Origin of the sequence: Variovorax sp. E3 (genome assembly GCF_016082275.1) — a bacterium.
Taxonomy (GTDB): Bacteria; Pseudomonadota; Gammaproteobacteria; order Burkholderiales; family Burkholderiaceae_C; genus Variovorax.
On record NZ_MOWM01000158.1, the window covers coordinates 1 to 17,256 of the forward strand.

At 67.8% G+C, this 17,256-nt stretch carries 12 protein-coding genes and 2 pseudogenes; 5 read left to right on the forward strand and 9 right to left on the reverse strand.

What is annotated here, in order from left to right; translation table 11 throughout:
- The coding region (locus BMG07_RS33845; protein WP_198088170.1) for an ABC transporter permease at positions 1-1,504 on the forward strand (1,504 nt) is incomplete at its 5' end.
- 18 nt (positions 1,505-1,522) lie between these two features.
- On the opposite strand, the gene BMG07_RS33850 is transcribed toward BMG07_RS33845, so the two are convergent.
- Complete coding sequence (locus tag BMG07_RS33850; protein WP_198088171.1) at positions 1,523-2,575, reverse strand: hypothetical protein; 1,053 nt, start codon at positions 2,573-2,575, stop codon at positions 1,523-1,525.
- Between the two features lie 111 nt (positions 2,576-2,686).
- The gene (locus BMG07_RS33855) at positions 2,687-5,194 is read right to left on the reverse strand and encodes a penicillin acylase family protein (protein ID WP_198088172.1); all 2,508 of its coding nucleotides are present in this window, start codon (positions 5,192-5,194) and stop codon (positions 2,687-2,689) included.
- A gap of 97 nt (positions 5,195-5,291) precedes the next feature.
- Here BMG07_RS33855 and BMG07_RS33860 point away from each other — a divergent pair, with 97 nt between their 5' ends.
- From BMG07_RS33860 to BMG07_RS33870, 3 genes are all read left to right on the forward strand, one after another.
- Complete coding sequence (locus BMG07_RS33860; protein WP_198088173.1) at positions 5,292-6,368, forward strand: PLP-dependent cysteine synthase family protein; 1,077 nt, start codon at positions 5,292-5,294, stop codon at positions 6,366-6,368.
- Positions 6,368-7,438, forward strand: coding sequence for a carotenoid 1,2-hydratase (locus BMG07_RS33865; protein ID WP_198088174.1), 1,071 nt, complete (start codon positions 6,368-6,370; stop codon positions 7,436-7,438). The genes BMG07_RS33860 and BMG07_RS33865 overlap by 1 nt, the downstream gene beginning before the upstream one ends.
- Positions 7,439-7,531: 93 nt before the next feature.
- Positions 7,532-8,008, forward strand: coding sequence for a YXWGXW repeat-containing protein (locus tag BMG07_RS33870; RefSeq protein WP_198088175.1), 477 nt, complete (start codon positions 7,532-7,534; stop codon positions 8,006-8,008).
- An 80-nt stretch (positions 8,009-8,088) separates the two neighbouring features.
- Here the strand turns inward: BMG07_RS33870 and BMG07_RS33875 are convergent, their stop codons facing one another.
- The 6 genes and pseudogenes from BMG07_RS33875 to BMG07_RS33900 all read right to left on the reverse strand — a co-directional run bounded on the left by BMG07_RS33875 (position 8,089) and on the right by BMG07_RS33900 (position 14,006).
- Positions 8,089-9,075 (reverse strand): branched-chain amino acid ABC transporter permease, encoded by a 987-nt coding sequence (locus BMG07_RS33875; protein ID WP_198088176.1) that lies wholly within the window; start codon positions 9,073-9,075, stop codon positions 8,089-8,091.
- A gap of 13 nt (positions 9,076-9,088) precedes the next feature.
- Positions 9,089-9,964, reverse strand: coding sequence for a branched-chain amino acid ABC transporter permease (locus BMG07_RS33880; protein ID WP_198088177.1), 876 nt, complete (start codon positions 9,962-9,964; stop codon positions 9,089-9,091).
- Positions 9,965-10,009: 45 nt separating this feature from the next.
- A complete protein-coding gene (locus tag BMG07_RS33885; RefSeq protein WP_198088178.1) occupies positions 10,010-11,206 on the reverse strand; it encodes an ABC transporter substrate-binding protein in 1,197 nt (398 codons plus the stop codon).
- A gap of 54 nt (positions 11,207-11,260) precedes the next feature.
- A pseudogene (locus BMG07_RS33890) lies at positions 11,261-12,456 on the reverse strand (ABC transporter substrate-binding protein).
- 70 nt (positions 12,457-12,526) lie between these two features.
- Positions 12,527-13,234 carry an ABC transporter ATP-binding protein gene (locus BMG07_RS33895; RefSeq protein ID WP_198088179.1) on the reverse strand — a complete coding sequence of 236 codons (708 nt, stop codon included), beginning with the start codon at positions 13,232-13,234 and terminating at the stop codon, positions 12,527-12,529.
- A 1-nt stretch (position 13,235) separates the two neighbouring features.
- Positions 13,236-14,006 (reverse strand): ABC transporter ATP-binding protein, encoded by a 771-nt coding sequence (locus BMG07_RS33900; protein ID WP_198088180.1) that lies wholly within the window; start codon positions 14,004-14,006, stop codon positions 13,236-13,238.
- A 285-nt stretch (positions 14,007-14,291) separates the two neighbouring features.
- Here BMG07_RS33900 and BMG07_RS33905 point away from each other — a divergent pair, with 285 nt between their 5' ends.
- Positions 14,292-15,500, forward strand: coding sequence for an AGE family epimerase/isomerase (locus BMG07_RS33905; protein WP_198088181.1), 1,209 nt, complete (start codon positions 14,292-14,294; stop codon positions 15,498-15,500).
- Positions 15,501-15,562: 62 nt separating this feature from the next.
- On the opposite strand, the pseudogene BMG07_RS33910 reads toward BMG07_RS33905, so the two are convergent.
- Positions 15,563-17,123, reverse strand: a pseudogene (locus BMG07_RS33910) (DHA2 family efflux MFS transporter permease subunit).
- Positions 17,124-17,256: the final 133 nt, after the last annotated feature.

The following is a 17,256-nucleotide window of genomic DNA, read 5'->3' on the forward strand; positions in this document are numbered from 1 at the left end:
CGGCGTGGTGGCCGCGCTGGTCGGCGGCTGGTGGCCCGCGCGCGCGGCGCAGGCGCTGCCGGAGGCGCAGACGCTCAAGGGCCTGGGCGCGGCGCCCACGCAGGGCAACAGCCACTGGCTCGCGTTGGGGCTGATCGCGCTCGGCGCCGTGCTGGCCAACGTGCCGGCCATCGGCGGCATTCCGGTGGCGGCGTACCTGTCGGTGGCCTGCCTGCTGGTGGGCGGCATCACCGCCCTGCCCTGGCTCATCGCGCTGCTGTACGACCGCATCGCGCCCCTGTTCGCGCAGCGCGTGCTGCCGATGCTGGCCATCGAGCGCGCGCGCCGCATGCGCGGCACGGCGGCCGTGGCGGTGAGCGGCGTGGTCGCGAGCCTGAGCCTCGCGGTCGCGCTCACGGTGATGGTCGCGAGCTTCCGCGACTCGGTCACGCACTGGCTCGACGTGGTGCTGCCGGCCGACCTGTACGTGCGCGCCACCTCGGGCGGGCGCGGCAGCAACGCCGGCAACAGCAGCAGCACCGACACCGCGACCTTCGCGCCCGCCTTCGTGCAGGCGCTGGCGCAACTGCCCGGCGTGGCGCGCACCGGCACGCTGCGCACGCAGACGCTGCAGCTCGACGCCACGCGGCCCGCCGTGACGCTGATCGCGCGCAGCCTCGAGGGCGGCGCCACGCAGTCGCTGCCGCTGGTGGGCGCCGCGCTGCCCGTGCCCCAGGGGCAGGTCGGCATCTACGTGAGCGAACCGATGGTGGAGCTGTACGGCGCGAAGCCGGGTGCCGCGTTCGCGCCGCTGTCGTCCGCGATGGGCGTGGCGGCGAAGACCAGGCAGGCGCAGACGTTCTTCGTGGCGGGCGTGTGGCGCGACTATGCGCGGCAGTTCGGCACCATCACCATGGACGCGCGCGACTTCGAGCGCATCACCGGCGAGCGCAACGTGAGCGACGTGGCGCTGTGGCTTGCGCCCGGCGCGTCGGAGGGTGCGGTGCAGACGCAGGTGCGCGAACTGGCGGCGCGGCAAGGCGGCGGCTCCGCGGAGTCGGTCGAGATCGCCTCGGTCGGGCAGATCCGCGCGACCTCGCTGCGCATCTTCGACCGCAGCTTTGCCGTCACCTACTGGCTGCAGGCGGTGGCCATCGCCATCGGCCTGTTCGGCATTGCCGCGAGCTTCAGCGCGCAGGTGCTGGCACGGCGCAAGGAGTTCGGGCTGCTCGCGCACCTGGGGTTCACCAGGCGGCAGGTGCTGGCGGTGGTCGCGGGCGAAGGCGCGGCGTGGACGGCCATCGGTGCCGTTGCCGGGCTGGGCCTCGGGCTCGCGGTGTCGGTGGTGCTGGTGAAGGTGGTGAACCCGCAGAGCTTCCACTGGAGCATGGACCTGCTGGTGCCCTGGCTGCGGCTGCTGGGGCTGTGTGGTGCCGTGGTGGTGGCGGGAACGGTGACCGCATGGCTCGCGGGGCGGGCCGCGGCCGGCAAGGATGTGGTGTTGGCGGTGAAGGAAGACTGGTAGACGTGGCAAGCCGGCCTCTCAAGGCTGCCCGCACACAAAGCCCCGGTACCAGCTCGCGACCTTGCTCCACGGAATCTCGACGTTGGCGGGAATTTCCTTGCCCCAGGTGACGAGGCCGAACTTCGCGCCGTCGTGGCTTACATCGACGGAGAGCGCCAGCATGAAATGGCCGCCGAGAACGCGCATCAGCGCGGACTGACTGTAGTCCTTGCCACGCGCCATGTCGGCCAGGCTGTCGGCCGCCACCAGCATGACGGTGTAGCCGTTGTCCAGCCGCTGCTGCAGCTTCTGCAAGTGCGGCCGCATGACGTTCCTGCCCACATTGGTACGGTCGGCCTTCATTCGCAAGCCGTTCAGGCGCCACTCGTGGTGGGCGTGGTCTTCCACGTTCCGGTAGCCGGCGTCACGCATCCATTGCTTCATGGCCGCGGTCGAGGACATCCCCTCGAGCGTCCTGTTGGTCAAGTCGCTGCGATAGGCGAACAGGTTGCGGCCTTCGCGCAGGCTGGCCAGCGCAATGTAGTCGGCCTCGCGGATCTGATTCTCGCCCTGGCTCCGGGGCATGCCCAGCAGGTTCGAGTTCGACTTGACCTTCACGGTATGGGGGCCGAGGTCGCCCTTGCGGTTCTCGGCCAGCCCCGTCACGTACAGCACGTATTCCTCGATGTTGCGCCTTGCAATGCTGTGCATGAACGTGACCGGCCCGCACAGCGGATGGTTCTTCTGCTCGATGTGCTTGTAGTCGGCGATCCTGACGACCAGTTGAAGCGCGATCGATTCGCGGGAGAAGTGACGCCACGGCAGCGCGGACTGCCCTTGCAGAAAGCCGCCGTCGTAGGGACCCGGCACAGACCTGCGGCTACCGACCACCCGATCCAGCGCTTGCTGCTCCTGGAGGCTCGGCCTCCAGTAGTTTTCCAGCAGATCGACGAAGGCGCAAACCTCGTCGATCGAAGGAGGAGCGTCCACGTTGCTGGCCAGGTCCAGAAGCACCTCCAGCTTTTCCTGGGAGGTGTTACACGCCCACAAGGCAGTGAGATCCGGATTCAGAACATTGGCAAGCGCAGGCATGGCGGCGTGTTCCCCAAGGGGTCATCGACAACCGAGCCGACTCTAGCCTTGGCGCCATGAATGAAAAATCCCCAGGATTGGGGATTTCTCATCGTCACGCTCCCGGAAGACTCACCTCCCCGGCGTCAGCTGGATGCGCTCCACCGTTTCCTTCTCGACCGCCGCGCGCGTGTAGACCAGCGGCACGTACTTGCCTTCGAGCCACAGCGGCGCCAGGTCGCGGTAGTTCGGGCTGTCGGGGTTGCCCGACTGGCCCGGCGTGTTGATGACGCGCGAGGCGTCCCAGTTGCCCACGTCGAGCACCATGCGGAACGACGCGCCCGAGGTCAGCTTGTAGTCGGCGGCGCGGTAGGTCGCGGCCATCGGCGTGAAGGCCGAGCCGGACATCGGCCAGTCGCCCACGTCGAGCTTCTTGCGCGTGGCCGCGTCGACCACGCCGCCCAGCGGATGGCGGAACTCGGCGCGGTGCAGCGTGCCCCATTTCCACGCGGCCGCGTCGGGTCCGAGCTTGGTGGTGAGCTCCTGCATGGCCGCCGGCAGGGTCTTGAGCAGCAGCGCGTCGCGTTGCTCGTTCGTGACCCAGCCCGACGGGTTCTCGAGCAGCAGCACCATGCGCGTGTTGTCGCCCGGCGCGGCCAGCACGGCGGCGGCATCGCCCGCGCCGGCCTTGAGCACGGCCGCGCGCAGCGGCTTGCTGCTCCAGACCTCGTACAGCGCGGCGGCGCCGCTGTCGCGGTCCATGGTGCCGTCCCAGCCCTGCAGCATGCGCAGCGCGGCGGCGGTCTGCGCGTCGTCGCTGCGCAGACCGGCCAGCAGCTTGAGCAGCCGCTGCGCGGGCGTGGCGACGATGTCGTTCTGCATGCGCTGCGAGTCCTCGACGGTGAAGCGCGTGCCCGCCGCCGCCTTGGCCGCGAACAGTTCCTTCAGCCGGCGCGCGCGGGCCGCGTCGCTCCACTCGTAGCCCACGCCCTTCTTGGCGGCGGGGTGGTCGGGCGGAATGTTGTTCTCGTTGGCCGTGACGACATAGCCGCGCGCGGGGTTGAACTCCGAAGGCAGCTCGTCGCCGTTGCGAAAGCCCGACCACTCGTAGCGACCGTCGCCGGGCACGGGCATCAGGCCGTCCCAGTTGGGGCGGATGGGCGTCAGGCCGCCGGGGATCCAGCCGACGTTGCCGCTGGTGTCGGCATAGACCTGGTTCTCGCCCGGCGCGCCCCAGCGGTTCATGGCCGCGCGGAACTGGTCCCAGTTGCGCGCGCGCATGTAGTCCATCGAACCGAAGTACGGCGCCATGCCGGGCTCCAACCACGCGGCGCGCAATGCATAGGCGCGCTGCTTGCCGGGCTCGGCCAGCAGCACGGGGCCGTGGCGCGTGAAGGTGTTGACCACCTCGCGCGGCGTGCCCTCGCCCTTCACCGCGATGCGCTCGACCACGCGCGTCATCGGCTCCCAGCGGCCCTGGTAGCGGTACTCGTCGGGGTTGCGCGGGTTGAGCTGGTACACGTACAGGTCTTCCTGGTCCATGTAGAAGCGCGTGAGGCCGAAGGCGATGGTGCCGTTGTGGCCGATCGACAGGCCCGGCAGGAAGGGCTCGCCCGCGCCGATGGCGTCCATGCCCGGCGCGCTCAGGTGCGTCATGTAGCGCAGGCTCGGCGCGCCGTGCGAGCGGTGCGGGTCGTTCGCAAGAATCGGCCGCCCGGTGGCGGTGAGCTTGGGCGAGATCACCCAGTTGTTGCTGCCGTAGGCGCCGGTCGGGTCGCCTTGCGACGCTTGCTGCTGCCGTTGTTGCGCTTCTTCCAGCTGCGCCCCGGCTTCCGCGCTGCCAGGCAGCAGGGCCACGGGCACGACGGTCGCGCCCGCGTTCACGCCCAGCCGCGTGTTGGCCTTGGTGAACTGCGGCGACTCGGTGGCGCGCAGGTAGGCCGCGCGCAATTCGGTGGCCGGAATGCCGCAGGGGTCCAGCCCCGGCGGCACGCGCGGCGTGACCGGCGGGTCGAGCTCGCGGCGCAGCCAGTCGGCCTTGACGCCGGCGGCGCCTGCGCAGAACGCGCGGGCGCGCTCGATCTCGGAGGTGAAGTTGAGCGTGAGCCCGTGGTGGCGGATGCGCACCACGTCTTCGGGCGACCACGTCGCCGGCTGGTAGCCGAGCAGCGCGAACTCGGTGGGCAGCATCGAGGGCTGCGCGCGCACTTGCGCCACGTAGGCGTTGACGCCGGCGGTGAAGGCCTCGGCCACGCGCTTGGCGTCGGAGCCGTAGGCCAGCCACTCGCGGTACATGTCGCCGCGGTAGAGCACGGCGCGCGCGGCGCGGTCGCTCTCGACCCATGCGGGGCCGAAGTCCTTGGCCATTTCGCCGAGGCCGCGCTTGCGCCACAGGTCCATCTGCCAGAGCCGGTCGCGCGCGGCGATGAAGCCCTGCGCCACGAAGGCGTCGTAGAGCGTGCCCGCGTAGAGATGCGGCACGCCCCAGCGGTCGACCAGCACCTCGGCGGGCTTCTCGAGCCCGGGCACCGCGAACGATGAGGAAGGCCGCGTCGGCGTGCTGTCGCCGGGAGGGCTGCTGGCGCAGCCGGCCAATGCAAGGACCGCGAGCGCAACGGCGCCCAGGTGCGTTCTTTTCATGTGTCTCTGTCTCCTCTGCCTTATGGATGGCAACGCACAGTATCCCGATTTATGGCCGCGCCGGGTTACAAACCATGACTTGTAGACTGGGGCCGATATGCAGCAAATACTTTCTTCTTCACCTTGCAGCACGTGGCTCGACACCGCCGTCCGCCGCATCGAAGCCGACTACCAGCGCAGCGCCGACACGCACCTGATTCCGCTCCCCCTGCCCGCGCTCGCGGCACAGGGCATCGACCTGTACCTGAAGGACGAATCGACCCACCCGACCGGCAGCCTCAAGCACCGCCTCGCGCGCTCGCTGTTCCTCTACGCGCTGTGCAACGGCTGGGTCCGCGAAGGCACCACCATCGTCGAAGCATCGAGCGGCTCCACCGCCGTGAGCGAGGCCTACTTCGCGCGGCTGCTGGGCCTGCCCTTCATCGCGGTGATGCCGCGCAGCACCTCGCCCGAGAAGGTCGCGCAGATCGCGTTCTACGGCGCGAGCTGCCACTTCGTCGACCACGCGTCGCAGGTGTACGAGGAAGCCCGCGCGCTGGCCGAACGCACCGGCGGCCACTACATGGACCAGTTCACGTATGCCGAGCGCGCGACCGACTGGCGCGGCAACAACAACATTGCCGAGAGCATGTTCCAGCAGATGGCAAGCGAGCGGCATCCGGTGCCCCAATGGATCGTGGTGGGCGCGGGCACGGGCGGCACCAGCGCGACCATCGGGCGCTACCTGCGCTTTCGCCGCCACGACACGCAGGTGTGCGTGGCCGACCCCGAAGGCTCGGTGTTCTCGGCCTACCACCGCACGGGCGACGCCACGCTGACGGCGCCGGGCTCGCGCATCGAAGGCATCGGCCGCCCGCGCGTGGAGCCGAGCTTCATCCGCACGCTGGTCGACCGGATGATCGAAGTGCCCAACCTCGATTCGGTCGCGGCGATGCATGCGCTGTCGGCGCTGCTGGGGCGCAAGGTGGGCCCGTCGACCGGCACCAACTTCATCGGCATGCTCGCGGTGGCGCAGGAGATGCGCGCGACCGGACAGCAAGGCTCGATTCTTTCGCTGCTGTGCGACGCGGGCGAGCGGTACCTGCCGAGCTATCACGATGCGGCGTGGGTGCGCGGCGCGTTCGGCGACATCGGCCCGGCGCAGCAACGCGTCGACGCGCTCGTGGCGGCGTGATGGCACTTTCGTCTTTTTCCCTGTCGCGCCGCAGCCTGTTGCTGCTGGCGGCGTTGGGTGCGGCACCGGCGGCGTGGGCACTGCCCGCGCGCGCGCTGCAGTTCCCGCGCGACTTCGGCAGCCACCCCGACCTGCACACCGAGTGGTGGTACATCACCGGCCACGCGAAGGCGGCCGGTGGCCGGGAGTTCGGCTTCCAGGTCACGTTCTTCCGCTCGCGCGTCGAGGCCACGCAAGGCATGCGCTCGGCCTTCGCGGCAAAGAACCTCGTGTTCGCGCACGCGGCCGTCACCGACCTCGAAGGCCGCGTGCTGCTGCACGACCAGCGCATCGCGCGCGCCGGCTTCGGCGTGGCCGAGGCCAGCGAGACCGACACGGCCGTGCGCATTCGCGACTGGTCGCTGGTGCGTGAAGGCGGCGTCTATGTCGCGCGCATTCCGGCCGGCGAGTTCATGCTCGAGCTGCGCTTCACGCCCACGCAACCGGTGCTGCTGCAGGGCAACGCCGGCCTCTCGCGCAAGGGGCCTGATGAATCGCAGGCGAGCTACTACTACAGCGAGCCGCAGCTGAAGGCGCAAGGCAAGCTCACGCTCAAGGGCCAGCCCTTCGAGGTCGACGGCGCCGCATGGCTCGACCACGAATGGAGCCAGGCGCTGATGCATCCCGAGGCCGTGGGCTGGGACTGGATCGGCATGAACCTGGACGACGGCAGCGCGCTCACCGCCTTCCATCTGCGGCGCGCCGACGGCAGCGCGTTGTGGGGCGGCGGCTCGTTCCGTCCGCGCGACGGCGTGGCGCGCATCTTCAGGAACGACGAAGTGCGCTTCGAAAGCCTCAAGACCTGGGACAGCCCGCGCACGCAGGCCAGGTACCCGACGCAGTGGCGCGTGCAGACACCCGCCGGCAACTTCGAAGTGCGCGCGCTGCTCGACGACCAGGAACTGGACAGCCGCGGCTCGACCGGCGGCGTGTACTGGGAAGGCGTCAGCGACCTGCTCGATGCGCAAGGCCGGCGCGTGGGACGCGGCTACCTGGAGATGACGGGTTACGCTGCGCCACTGAGGTTGTAGTTGCGCGGCGCCGGCGGAATGCCGTGAACCACGCCAGAGGTACCCGAACCCGCGTTTCCCCGAATAATCAATCCAAGAACCAAAAGGACCCCCATGAACATTCGACTTTCCTTGCTGGCCGTGGCCGGCGCCCTTTCCCTCCTCGCGAGCCCGATGGCGGCCAACGCGCAGGTCTCGGTCAACATCAACGTGCCCGGCCTCGTGATGGCGCCCCCGCCGCCGCCGCGCTACGAACCGCTGCCGCCGCCGCGCGGCGGCTTCGTCTGGGTGCCGGGCCGCTGGGCCTGGGACGGCCGTGCCTACGCATGGCGCCAGGGCGGCTGGCAGCGCGAGCGCGCGGGCTACGTGTACGCGCCGGGCCGCTGGACCGAGGACCATGGCGGCTGGCGCTGGGCGGAAGGCGACTGGCGCCAGCGCGAGGCCTACCGTGAAGCCCGCCGCGAACGTGAACGCGACCGCGAATGGAACGACCGCGACGACCACCGCGGCCATGACCGCGACCACAGGCACGGCCATGACCGCGATCGCGATTTCTGCCCACCGGGGCAGGCGAAGAAAGGCAACTGCTGAACGAACGAACAGCAGGGCCAGCAGGGCCACAAAGACAAAGGGAGCCGGCGGCTCCCTTTTCCTTTCATGCAGGCATGGCGCTACTTCGCGCGCCGCCGCTCGATGAACGCAATGATCTCGCCCATGATCCCCTTGCGGAACGCGAGCACGCAAATCACGAAGATCAGGCCCGTGACCATGGTCACCGACTCGCCCAGCGTGTTGAACCAGTCGACGGTGGTGATGCGCGCCAGGAAGCTGCCGAGCTCGCCGATCTTGTTCTCCAGCAGCACCACCACGGCCGAGCCCACGAGCGGGCCCGACAGCGTGCCCAGGCCGCCCACCAGCGTCATCAGGATGACCTGGCCCGAGGCGGTCCAGTGCACGTCCGACAGCGTGGCAAAGCCCAGCACCAGCGTCTTGAGCGAGCCGGCCAGGCCCGAGAGCGCCGCCGAGATCACGAAGGCCAGCAGCTTGAAGCGGCTCACGTCGTAGCCCAGCGACAGCGCGCGCGGCTCGTTCTCCTTGATGCCCTTGAGCACCTGGCCGAACGGCGAGTGGATGGTGCGCACGATCAGCAGGAACGCGGCCACCACGATCACCAGCGCGACGTAGTACATGGTGAGGTCGCTCGACAGGTCGATCAGGCCGAAGAGCTTGCCGCGCGGCACGCCCTGCAGGCCGTCTTCGCCGCCCGTGAACTTGGCCTGCAGCGCGACGAAGAACATCATCTGCGCGAGCGCCAGCGTGATCATCGCGAAGTAGATGCCCTGCCGCCGGATGGCCAGGATGCCGAAGACCCAGCCCAGGAAGGCGCCGGTGAGCGTGCCCGCGATCAGGCCCAGCTCGGGCGTGAGGCCCCAGACCTTCATGGCATGGCCCGCCACGTACGCCGAGCCGCCCAGGAAGGCCGCATGCCCGAACGACAGCAGCCCGGTATAGCCCAGCAGCAGGTTGAAGGCCGCGGCAAACAGTGCGAAGCACATGAGCTTCATCACGAACACCGGGTAGGCGCCGAAGAACGGCGCCAGGATGAGCGCGACCAGCAGCAGGCCGTAGACGACAGTGGATATTTTTTTCATGTTCATGGAGCCGCTCGCCTTACTTCTCTTTGCCGAACAGGCCGGCGGGGCGAATCAGCAGCACGATGACCATGATGACGAACACGACCGTGGACGATGCTTCCGGGTAGAACACCTTGGTGAAGCCCTCGATCACGCCCAGGCCCAGGCCGGTGAGGATGGCGCCCATGATCGAGCCCATGCCGCCGATCACGACCACGGCGAACACCACGATGATGAGGTTCTGCCCCATCAGCGGCGACACCTGGATGACGGGCGCTGCCAGCACGCCGGCAAAGGCCGCGAGCGCGCAGCCGAAGGCGTAGGTCAGCGTGATCATCAGCGGCACGTTGACGCCGAAGGCTTCCACCAGGCGCGGGTTCTCGGTGCCGGCGCGCAGGTAGGCGCCCAGGCGGGTCTTCTCGATCACGTACCAGGTGGCGAAGCACACCGCGAGCGAGGCCACGACGACCCACGCGCGGTAGTTGGGCAGCACCATGAAGCCCAGGTCGGTGGCGCTGGACAGCGCGTCGGGCGCGTCGTAGGCCAGGCCCGAGACGCCGTAGACCGAGCGGAACACGCCTTCGATCAGCAGCGTGAGGCCCAGCGTGAGCAGCAGGCCGTAGAGGTGGTCCAGCTTGTAGATCCAGCGCAGCAGCAGGCGCTCGATCAGGATGCCGAAGATGCCGATGACGATGGGCGCCGCGATCAGCATCACCCAGTAGTTGATGCCGAAATACTCCATCGCCATCCAGGTCAGGATGGCGCCCATCATGAACAGCGCGCCGTGCGCGAAGTTGATGACGTTGAGCAGGCCGAAGATCACCGCCAGCCCGAGGCTCAGGATGGCGTAGAAAGAGCCGTTCACCAGCCCCAGGAGGAGCTGGCTCAACAAGCCGGAAAGGGAAATGTTCATGGGCGTTTCAACGAACCCGGGCGCCGCGATGGCGCCCGCGGAAAATCACTTCCAGAGGGCGCACTTGCTCTCGGCCTTGGTGGTGTAGACGTCTTCGCCCTTGAGCTTCTGGACCACCTTGTAGTAGTCCCAAGGCTGCTTCGACTCGGCCGGCGACTTGACCTGCATCAGGTACATGTCGTGCACGAAGCGGCCGTCCGCGCGCACCACGCCCTTGGCGTAGAAGTCGTCGATCGGCGTCTTCTTGATCTGGGCCATCACCGTGTCGGCATCGACCGTCTTGGCGGCCTGCACGGCCTTCAGGTAGGTCATGGTGGCCGAGTAGTCGGCCGCCTGGATGTCGGTGGGCATGCGCTTGGTCTTCTCGAAGAAGCGCTTGCCGAAGGCGCGCGTCTTGTCGTCCAGGTTCCAGTCCCAGCTGGTGGTCAGCAGCAGGCCTTCGGTGTTCTTCAGGCCCAGGCTGTGGATGTCGGTCACGAACACCAGCAGGCCGACCATCTTCATGGTCTTGGAGATGCCGAATTCCTTGGCCGCCTTGATGGCGTTCTGCGTGTCGCCGCCCGCGTTCGCCAGCGCCAGCACCTGGGCCTTGGAGTTCTGCGCCTGCAGCAGGAACGACGAGAAGTCGGACGTGTTCAGCGGATGCTTCACGCTGCCCACCACGGTGCCGCCCTTCTCCTTCACGACCTTGGAGGCATCGGCTTCCAGCGCCTGGCCGAAGGCGTAGTCGGCCGTGAGGAAATACCAGCTCTTGTCGCCGCGCGCGATGACCGCGCTGCCGGTGCCCTTGGCCAGCGCCACGGTGTCGTAGGCGTAGTGCACGGTGTAGGGGCTGCACTGTTCGTTGGTGAGCGCCGAGCTGCCCGCGCCGTTCACGATGAACACGCGCTTCTTCTCCTGCGCCACCTTGGCCATCGCCAGGCCGGTGCCCGAGCTGGTGCCGCCGAACAGCATGGTCAGGCCTTGCGTGTCGATCCACTCGCGCGCCTTGGAGGCGGCGATGTCGGCCTTGTTCTGGTGGTCGGCCTGCAGCAGCTCGATGGGCATGCCGTTGACCTTGCCGCCGAAGTCGTCGATGGCCATCTGGATCGCGAGGGCGCCGTTCTTGCCCTCCACGTCCGCGTAGAGGCTCGACATGTCGGTGATGAAACCGATCTTGACCTTCTCCTGGGCCTGCGCGGCGCCGGCGGCCGCAAGGCAGGTGGCGACGATGCAGGCGGAGGCGATGAGCGTGCGTTTCATGGGATGGTTCTCTCGGTTGGCTTCGGTGGAAGGGTCTGCGGCGGCGTCAGCGGCTTATTTCCAGAGCGCGCACTTGGTCTCGGCCTTGGTCGTGAAGACCTGGTCGCCCGGCAGCGTCTTGAGCACCTTCAGGTAGTCCCAGGGCTTCTTCGATTCGGCGGGCGACTTCACCTCGACCAGGTACATGTCGTGGATGAAGCTGCCGTCGGCGCGGATCTGGCCCTTGCCGTAGAAGTCGTCGATCTTCATGCTCTTGAGCTGCGCCATCACCTTGTCGGAGTCGGTGGTCTTGGCGGCGGCCACGGCCTCAGGTAGGTCATGGTGGCCGAGTAGTCGGCGGCCTGCACGTCGGTGGGCATGCGCTTGGTCTTCTCGAAGAAGCGGTTGGCGAACTTGCGCGACTCGTCGTTCAGGTCCCAGTACCAGCTGGTGGTGTGCAGCAGGCCTTCGGTGTTCTTCAGACCCAGGCTGTGGATGTCGCTCAAGAAGACCAGCAGGCCGGCGGTCTTCATGGTCTTGTTGATGCCGAATTCCTTGGCGGCCTTGATCGAGTTGATGGTGTCGCCGCCCGCGTTGGCCAGGCCCAGGATCTGCGCCTTGGAGTTCTGCGCCTGCAGCAGGAACGACGAGAAGTCGGACGCGTTCAGCGGATGGCGCACGGCGCCCACCACGGTGCCGCCCTTCTCCTTCACGACCTTGGTGGTGTCGGCTTCGAGCGCGTGGCCGAAGGCGTAGTCGGCCGTCAGGAAGAACCAGCTCTTGCCGCCGCGGTCGACCACCGCCGCGCCCGTGCCCTTGGCCAGCGCCACGGTGTCGTACGCGTAGTGGATGGTGTAGGGGCTGCACTGCTCGTTGGTGAGCACCGAGCTGCCCGCGCCGTTGTTGAAGTACACGCGCTTCTTTTCTTCCGCCACCTTGGCGGTGGCCAGCGCCACGCCCGAGTTGGTGCCGCCGAAGACCATGGTCACGCCGGCCGTGTCGATCCACTCGCGGGCCTTGGAGGCAGCGATGTCGGCCTTGTTCTGGTGGTCGGCCACCAGCAGCTCGATGGGCTGGCCCAGCGCCTTGCCGCCGAAGTCGTCGATGGCCATCTGGATGGCGGTGGCGCCGCCCTTGCCTTCGAGGTCGGCATACAGGCTCGACAGGTCGGTGACGAAGCCGATCTTCACTTTCTCCTGCGCCTGCACGGCGCCCGCGCTCATTGCGAGGATGCCGATGGCGGTTGCGATGAGGCCGAGTTTCTTGTTCATGGTGTTGTCTCCTGAAGGAATCTTTGTGGGACGAGGATGAGCGGTCTTGTGGACGTGTCGAACGGAAATCTCAGACGCCCAGCAGCTCGGTGAGCACGGGCATCTTGGCTTCGAGCTCGGCGGCGCCGAACTTCAGGGCGATGCGGCCGTGCTCCATCACGTAGAAGCGGTCGGCCAGCGGCGCGGCGAAGCGGAAGTTCTGCTCCACCATGACGATGGTGTAGCCCTTGGCGCGCAGCATGGTGATCATGCGGGCCAGCGCCTGCACGATGACCGGCGCGAGGCCTTCGGAAATCTCGTCGAGCAGCAGCAGCTTGGCGCCCGTGCGCAGGATGCGCGCCACGGCCAGCATCTGCTGCTCGCCGCCCGACAGGCGCGTGCCCTGGCTGTGGCGGCGCTCGGCCAGGTTGGGGAACATGGCGTAGATCTCTTCGACCGACATGCCCTGCCCCGCGCCCTTCAGCTCGGGCGGCAGCATGAGGTTTTCCTCGCACGAGAGGCTGGCGAAGATGCCGCGCTCCTCGGGGCAATAACCGATGCCCAGGTGCGCGATGCGGTGCGTCGGCATGCCGATGGTCTCTTTGCCGTTGACCTCGATGCTGCCCTTGCGCGCGCCGGTCAGGCCCATGATGGCGCGCAGCGTGGTGGTGCGGCCCGCGCCGTTGCGGCCCAGCAGCGTGACGACCTCGCCGGGCTGCACGATCATGTCGACGCCGTGCAGCACGTGCGATTCGCCGTACCAGGCTTGCAGGCCCTTGATTTCGAGTGCGGCGGTCATGTCAGTGGGCCCCTTGCAGTTGGCCGTCGGTGGTGCCCATGTAGGCCTCCATGACCTGCGGGTTGCGCGAGACCTCGGCGTACGGACCTTCGGCCAGCACGGCGCCGCGTTGCAGCACGGTGATGGTGTCGGCAATGGTCGAGACCACGCTCATGTTGTGCTCGACCATCAGGATGGTGCGGCCCGCCGACACGCGCTTGATGAGCTCGGCCACGCGGTGCACGTCTTCGTGGCCCATGCCCTGCGTGGGTTCGTCCAGCAGCATCAGCTCGGGCTCCATGGCCAGCGTGGTCGCGATCTCCAGCGCGCGCTTGCGGCCGTACGGCAGGTTCACGGTCTGCTCGTCGGCGAGCTCTTCCAGGCCCACTTCGGCCAGCAGTTCGCGCGCACGCGCATCGAGCGGCTTGAGCGACTTCTCGCTCTTCCAGAAGTGGTACGAGGTGCCCAGCCGGCGCTGCAGGCCCAGGCGCACGTTCTCCAGCAGCGTGAGGTGCGGGAACACGGCCGATATCTGGAACGAGCGGATGATGCCGCGCCGCGCGATCTGCGCGGGGCGCTCGCGCGTGATGTCCTGCCCATTGAAGAGGATCGTGCCGGTGGTCGGCTCGAGGAACTTCGTGAGCAGGTTGAAGCAGGTCGTCTTGCCGGCGCCATTGGGGCCGATGAGCGCGTGGATCGATCCGCGCACCACCGACAGGTTGACCTTGCTGACCGCGGTGAACCCTTTGAATTCCTTGGTGAGCTGGCGTGTTTCGAGAATGACGTCGCTCATCTCGCGAAGTCGCCCGGGTTCGGAAAAATAAAGTGGGTCATGCGGTCCATCTCAGCGCGCCACCATCGAGCGCGGACTGATTGTTGGTGGGCGAGTTGCAATTGCATACTGGGGCAAATGCCTATGCTGCAGTGCAACCTTCACGGACCGGCGCGGCATTCGAATGCGCGACTGTCGTCGCAGCGACAAAGAGGCCGCGCGCCTGTTGTTGCGCTCGCTACGCCGGGTACTGTGCGGGAAACCCCAAGCGGGCGTTCAGAGGGCGCTGCGTAGACTGCCACGAACATGCTGAACTTCCGCTCCCCCGACTTCCTGGCCGATCACATCCAGCACACGCTGGCGTTCTACGAGCCGCGCTGCCTCGACGCCTCGGGCGGCTTCTTCCACTTCTACAAGGATGACGGCACGGTGTACGACCGGCGCACGCGCCACCTCGTGAGCAGCACGCGCTTCGTCTTCAATCACGCCATGGCGTACCGGCGTTTCGGCAACCCCGCGAACCTGGCCGCGGTGCGGCACGGCCTGGCGTTTCTGCAGCGCGGCCATGCGCAGCCGGGCGGCGGCTATGCGTGGCAGATCGACTGGCACCAGCAGCGCCCCACCGTGCAGGACAGCACCTGTCATTGCTATGGCCTGGCCTTCGTGCTGCTGGCGCACGCGCATGCGCTGATGGCCGGCATGGAGGAAGCCTACGCGGGCGTGGTCCACACCTGGGACCTGATGGAGGCGCACTTCTGGGAGCCGCGCCACCAGCTCTACGCCGACGAAGCCACGGCCGACTGGCGCGTGAGCCCCTACCGCGGACAGAACGCCAACATGCACGCCTGCGAAGCGATGATGGCCGCCTACGAGGCCACGCAGGAATCCCGCTTTCTGGAGCGCGCATTGACGCTGGCCGAATCCGTCACCGGCCGGCAGGCCGCGTTGGCCGACGGACTCGTGTGGGAGCACTACCGCGAGGACTGGTCGATCGACTGGGACTACAACCGCGGCGACAAGACCAACATCTTCAGGCCCTGGGGTTTCCAGACCGGCCACCTCACCGAATGGGCCAAGCTGCTGCTGCAGCTGGAGCGCCATCTGGCGGCCGCCGACCGGCAGGCCGACTGGATCGTGCCGCGCGCGCGCCACTTCTTCGACACCGCCATGTTCCGCGGCTGGGACGCCGACCACGGCGGCCTGGTGTACGGCTTCGGCCCCGACGGCACGGTGTGCGACGGCGACAAGTATTTCTGGGTGCAGGCCGAGAGCTTCGCCGCCGCCGCGCTGCTGGCCGTGCGCACCGGCGAGGCCGGCTACTGGGACTGGTACGACAGCATCTGGGCCTACAGCTGGGAGCACTTCGTCGACCACAAGCACGGCGCGTGGTATCGCATCCTCTCGCCGCGCAACGAGAAGCTCGGCGACGAGAAGAGCCCGGCCGGCAAGACCGACTACCACACCATGGGCGCGTGCTACGACGTGCTGCGCGTGCTCGACGCACCGCTCCCCTGAAAGCAAGAACCCCGGGCCTTCTTTCGAAGCCCGGGGTTGTCTTGATGGCGGTCAGCCGCCGCTCAGTGCGCGCCCGCCGCGGCGTCGCCGCCGGCACCGCCCTTTTGCGGCTTGGCCAGCCACACCAGCGGAATCAGCAGCAGGAACAGGATGGCCGACGCATAGAAGATGTCGTTCGTGGCCAGCATGTAGGCCTGCTGGTCGACGATGCGGTTGATCTGCCCGAGCACCTGCTCGGTGCTGAAGCCGCTGCTGGCCAGGCCCGACATCGCGCTCGTCGCCGCGTTGTTGCCGTGGTTGATCGTTTCCGAGAGCTGCGTGTGGTGCAGCGTGGCGCGGTTGTCCCACAGCGTGGTGGTGAGCGACGTGCCCATGGCGCCCGCCGTGATCCGCAGGAAGTTCGACAGCCCCGACGCCGCCGGAATGCGGTCTGGCGTGAGGCCCGACAGCGTGATGGTCACCAGCGGGATGAAGAAGAACGCCATCGCAATGCCCTGGATCACCGTCGGGATGATGATGGTGACGAAGTCGGCCTGCGTGTTGAAGTTCGACCGCATCCACAGCACCAGCGCGAACACCAGGAACGAGAAGGTCGCATAGCGCCGCGGGTCGATCTTCGAGACCGTGAGCCCGACGATCGGCGAGAAGAAGATCGCCAGCATCCCCACGGGCGCATGATCATCCCCGCCTGCGTCGCGGTGTAGCCCATCCACTGCTGCAGCCACAGCGGCAGCAGCACCACGTTGCCGAAGAACAGGCCGTAGGCGACGGCCGTTGCCACCGCGCCCGACCAGAAGTTGCGGCGCTTGAACAGCGACAGGTCGACCACCGGGTGCTTGTCGGTCAGCTCCCAGACCAGGAAGAACGCGAAGCCGACCACAGCCACCACCGCCATGACGACGATCTGGGGCGAATGGAACCAGTCGAGTTCCTTGCCCTTGTCGAGCATGAGCTGCATCGAGCCGACGAACAGCACCAGCAGCGCAAGGCCGATGGCGTCGATGGGCACCTTGTGCGTGACGCTCTCGCGCTTGTGATACAGCGCCCAGGTGATCGAAGCAGCGACGATGCCCACGGGGATGTTGATGTAGAAGATCCACGGCCACGAGATGTTGTCGGTGATCCAGCCGCCCAACAGCGGCCCCATCACCGGCGCGACCAGCGTGGTCATGGACCACATCGCCATCGCCAGGCCCGCCTTGGCGCGCGGATAACTCGACAGCAGCAGCGTCTGCGACAGCGGGATCATCGGACCCGCCACAAAGCCCTGCAGCGCGCGGAAGGCGATCAGCGTCGTCATGTTCGGCGCCAGGCCGCACAACAGCGAGCTGATCATGAACAAGATGACGCTGGCCATGAACAGGCGCACCTGTCCGAAGCGCTGCGTCATGAAGCCGGTGAGCGGCACCGCGATGGCGTTGGCCACCGCGAAGCTGGTGATGACCCAGGTGCCTTGCGTGGTGCTCACGCCCAGGTCGCCCGAGATGGCGGGCAACGACACGTTCGCGATCGACGAGTCGAGCACGTTCATGAAAGTTGCCGCGGACAGCGCGATCGTGCCCCAGACGCGGGCGGCGCCATCGAGCGTGGATGCGCAACGTAAGCAGGAGCAGCGGTGGCCATTGCGGTCGCGCGAACTGTTTACCTGAAGGCAGCGCGGGCGATCAGCCCGGCTGGCCCTGCACGGCCACCGACGACGAACCACCGGCGGGTGCGGCCGGCGCCTTCGCCGGCGCGGCGGCCGTGGCCGGTGCGC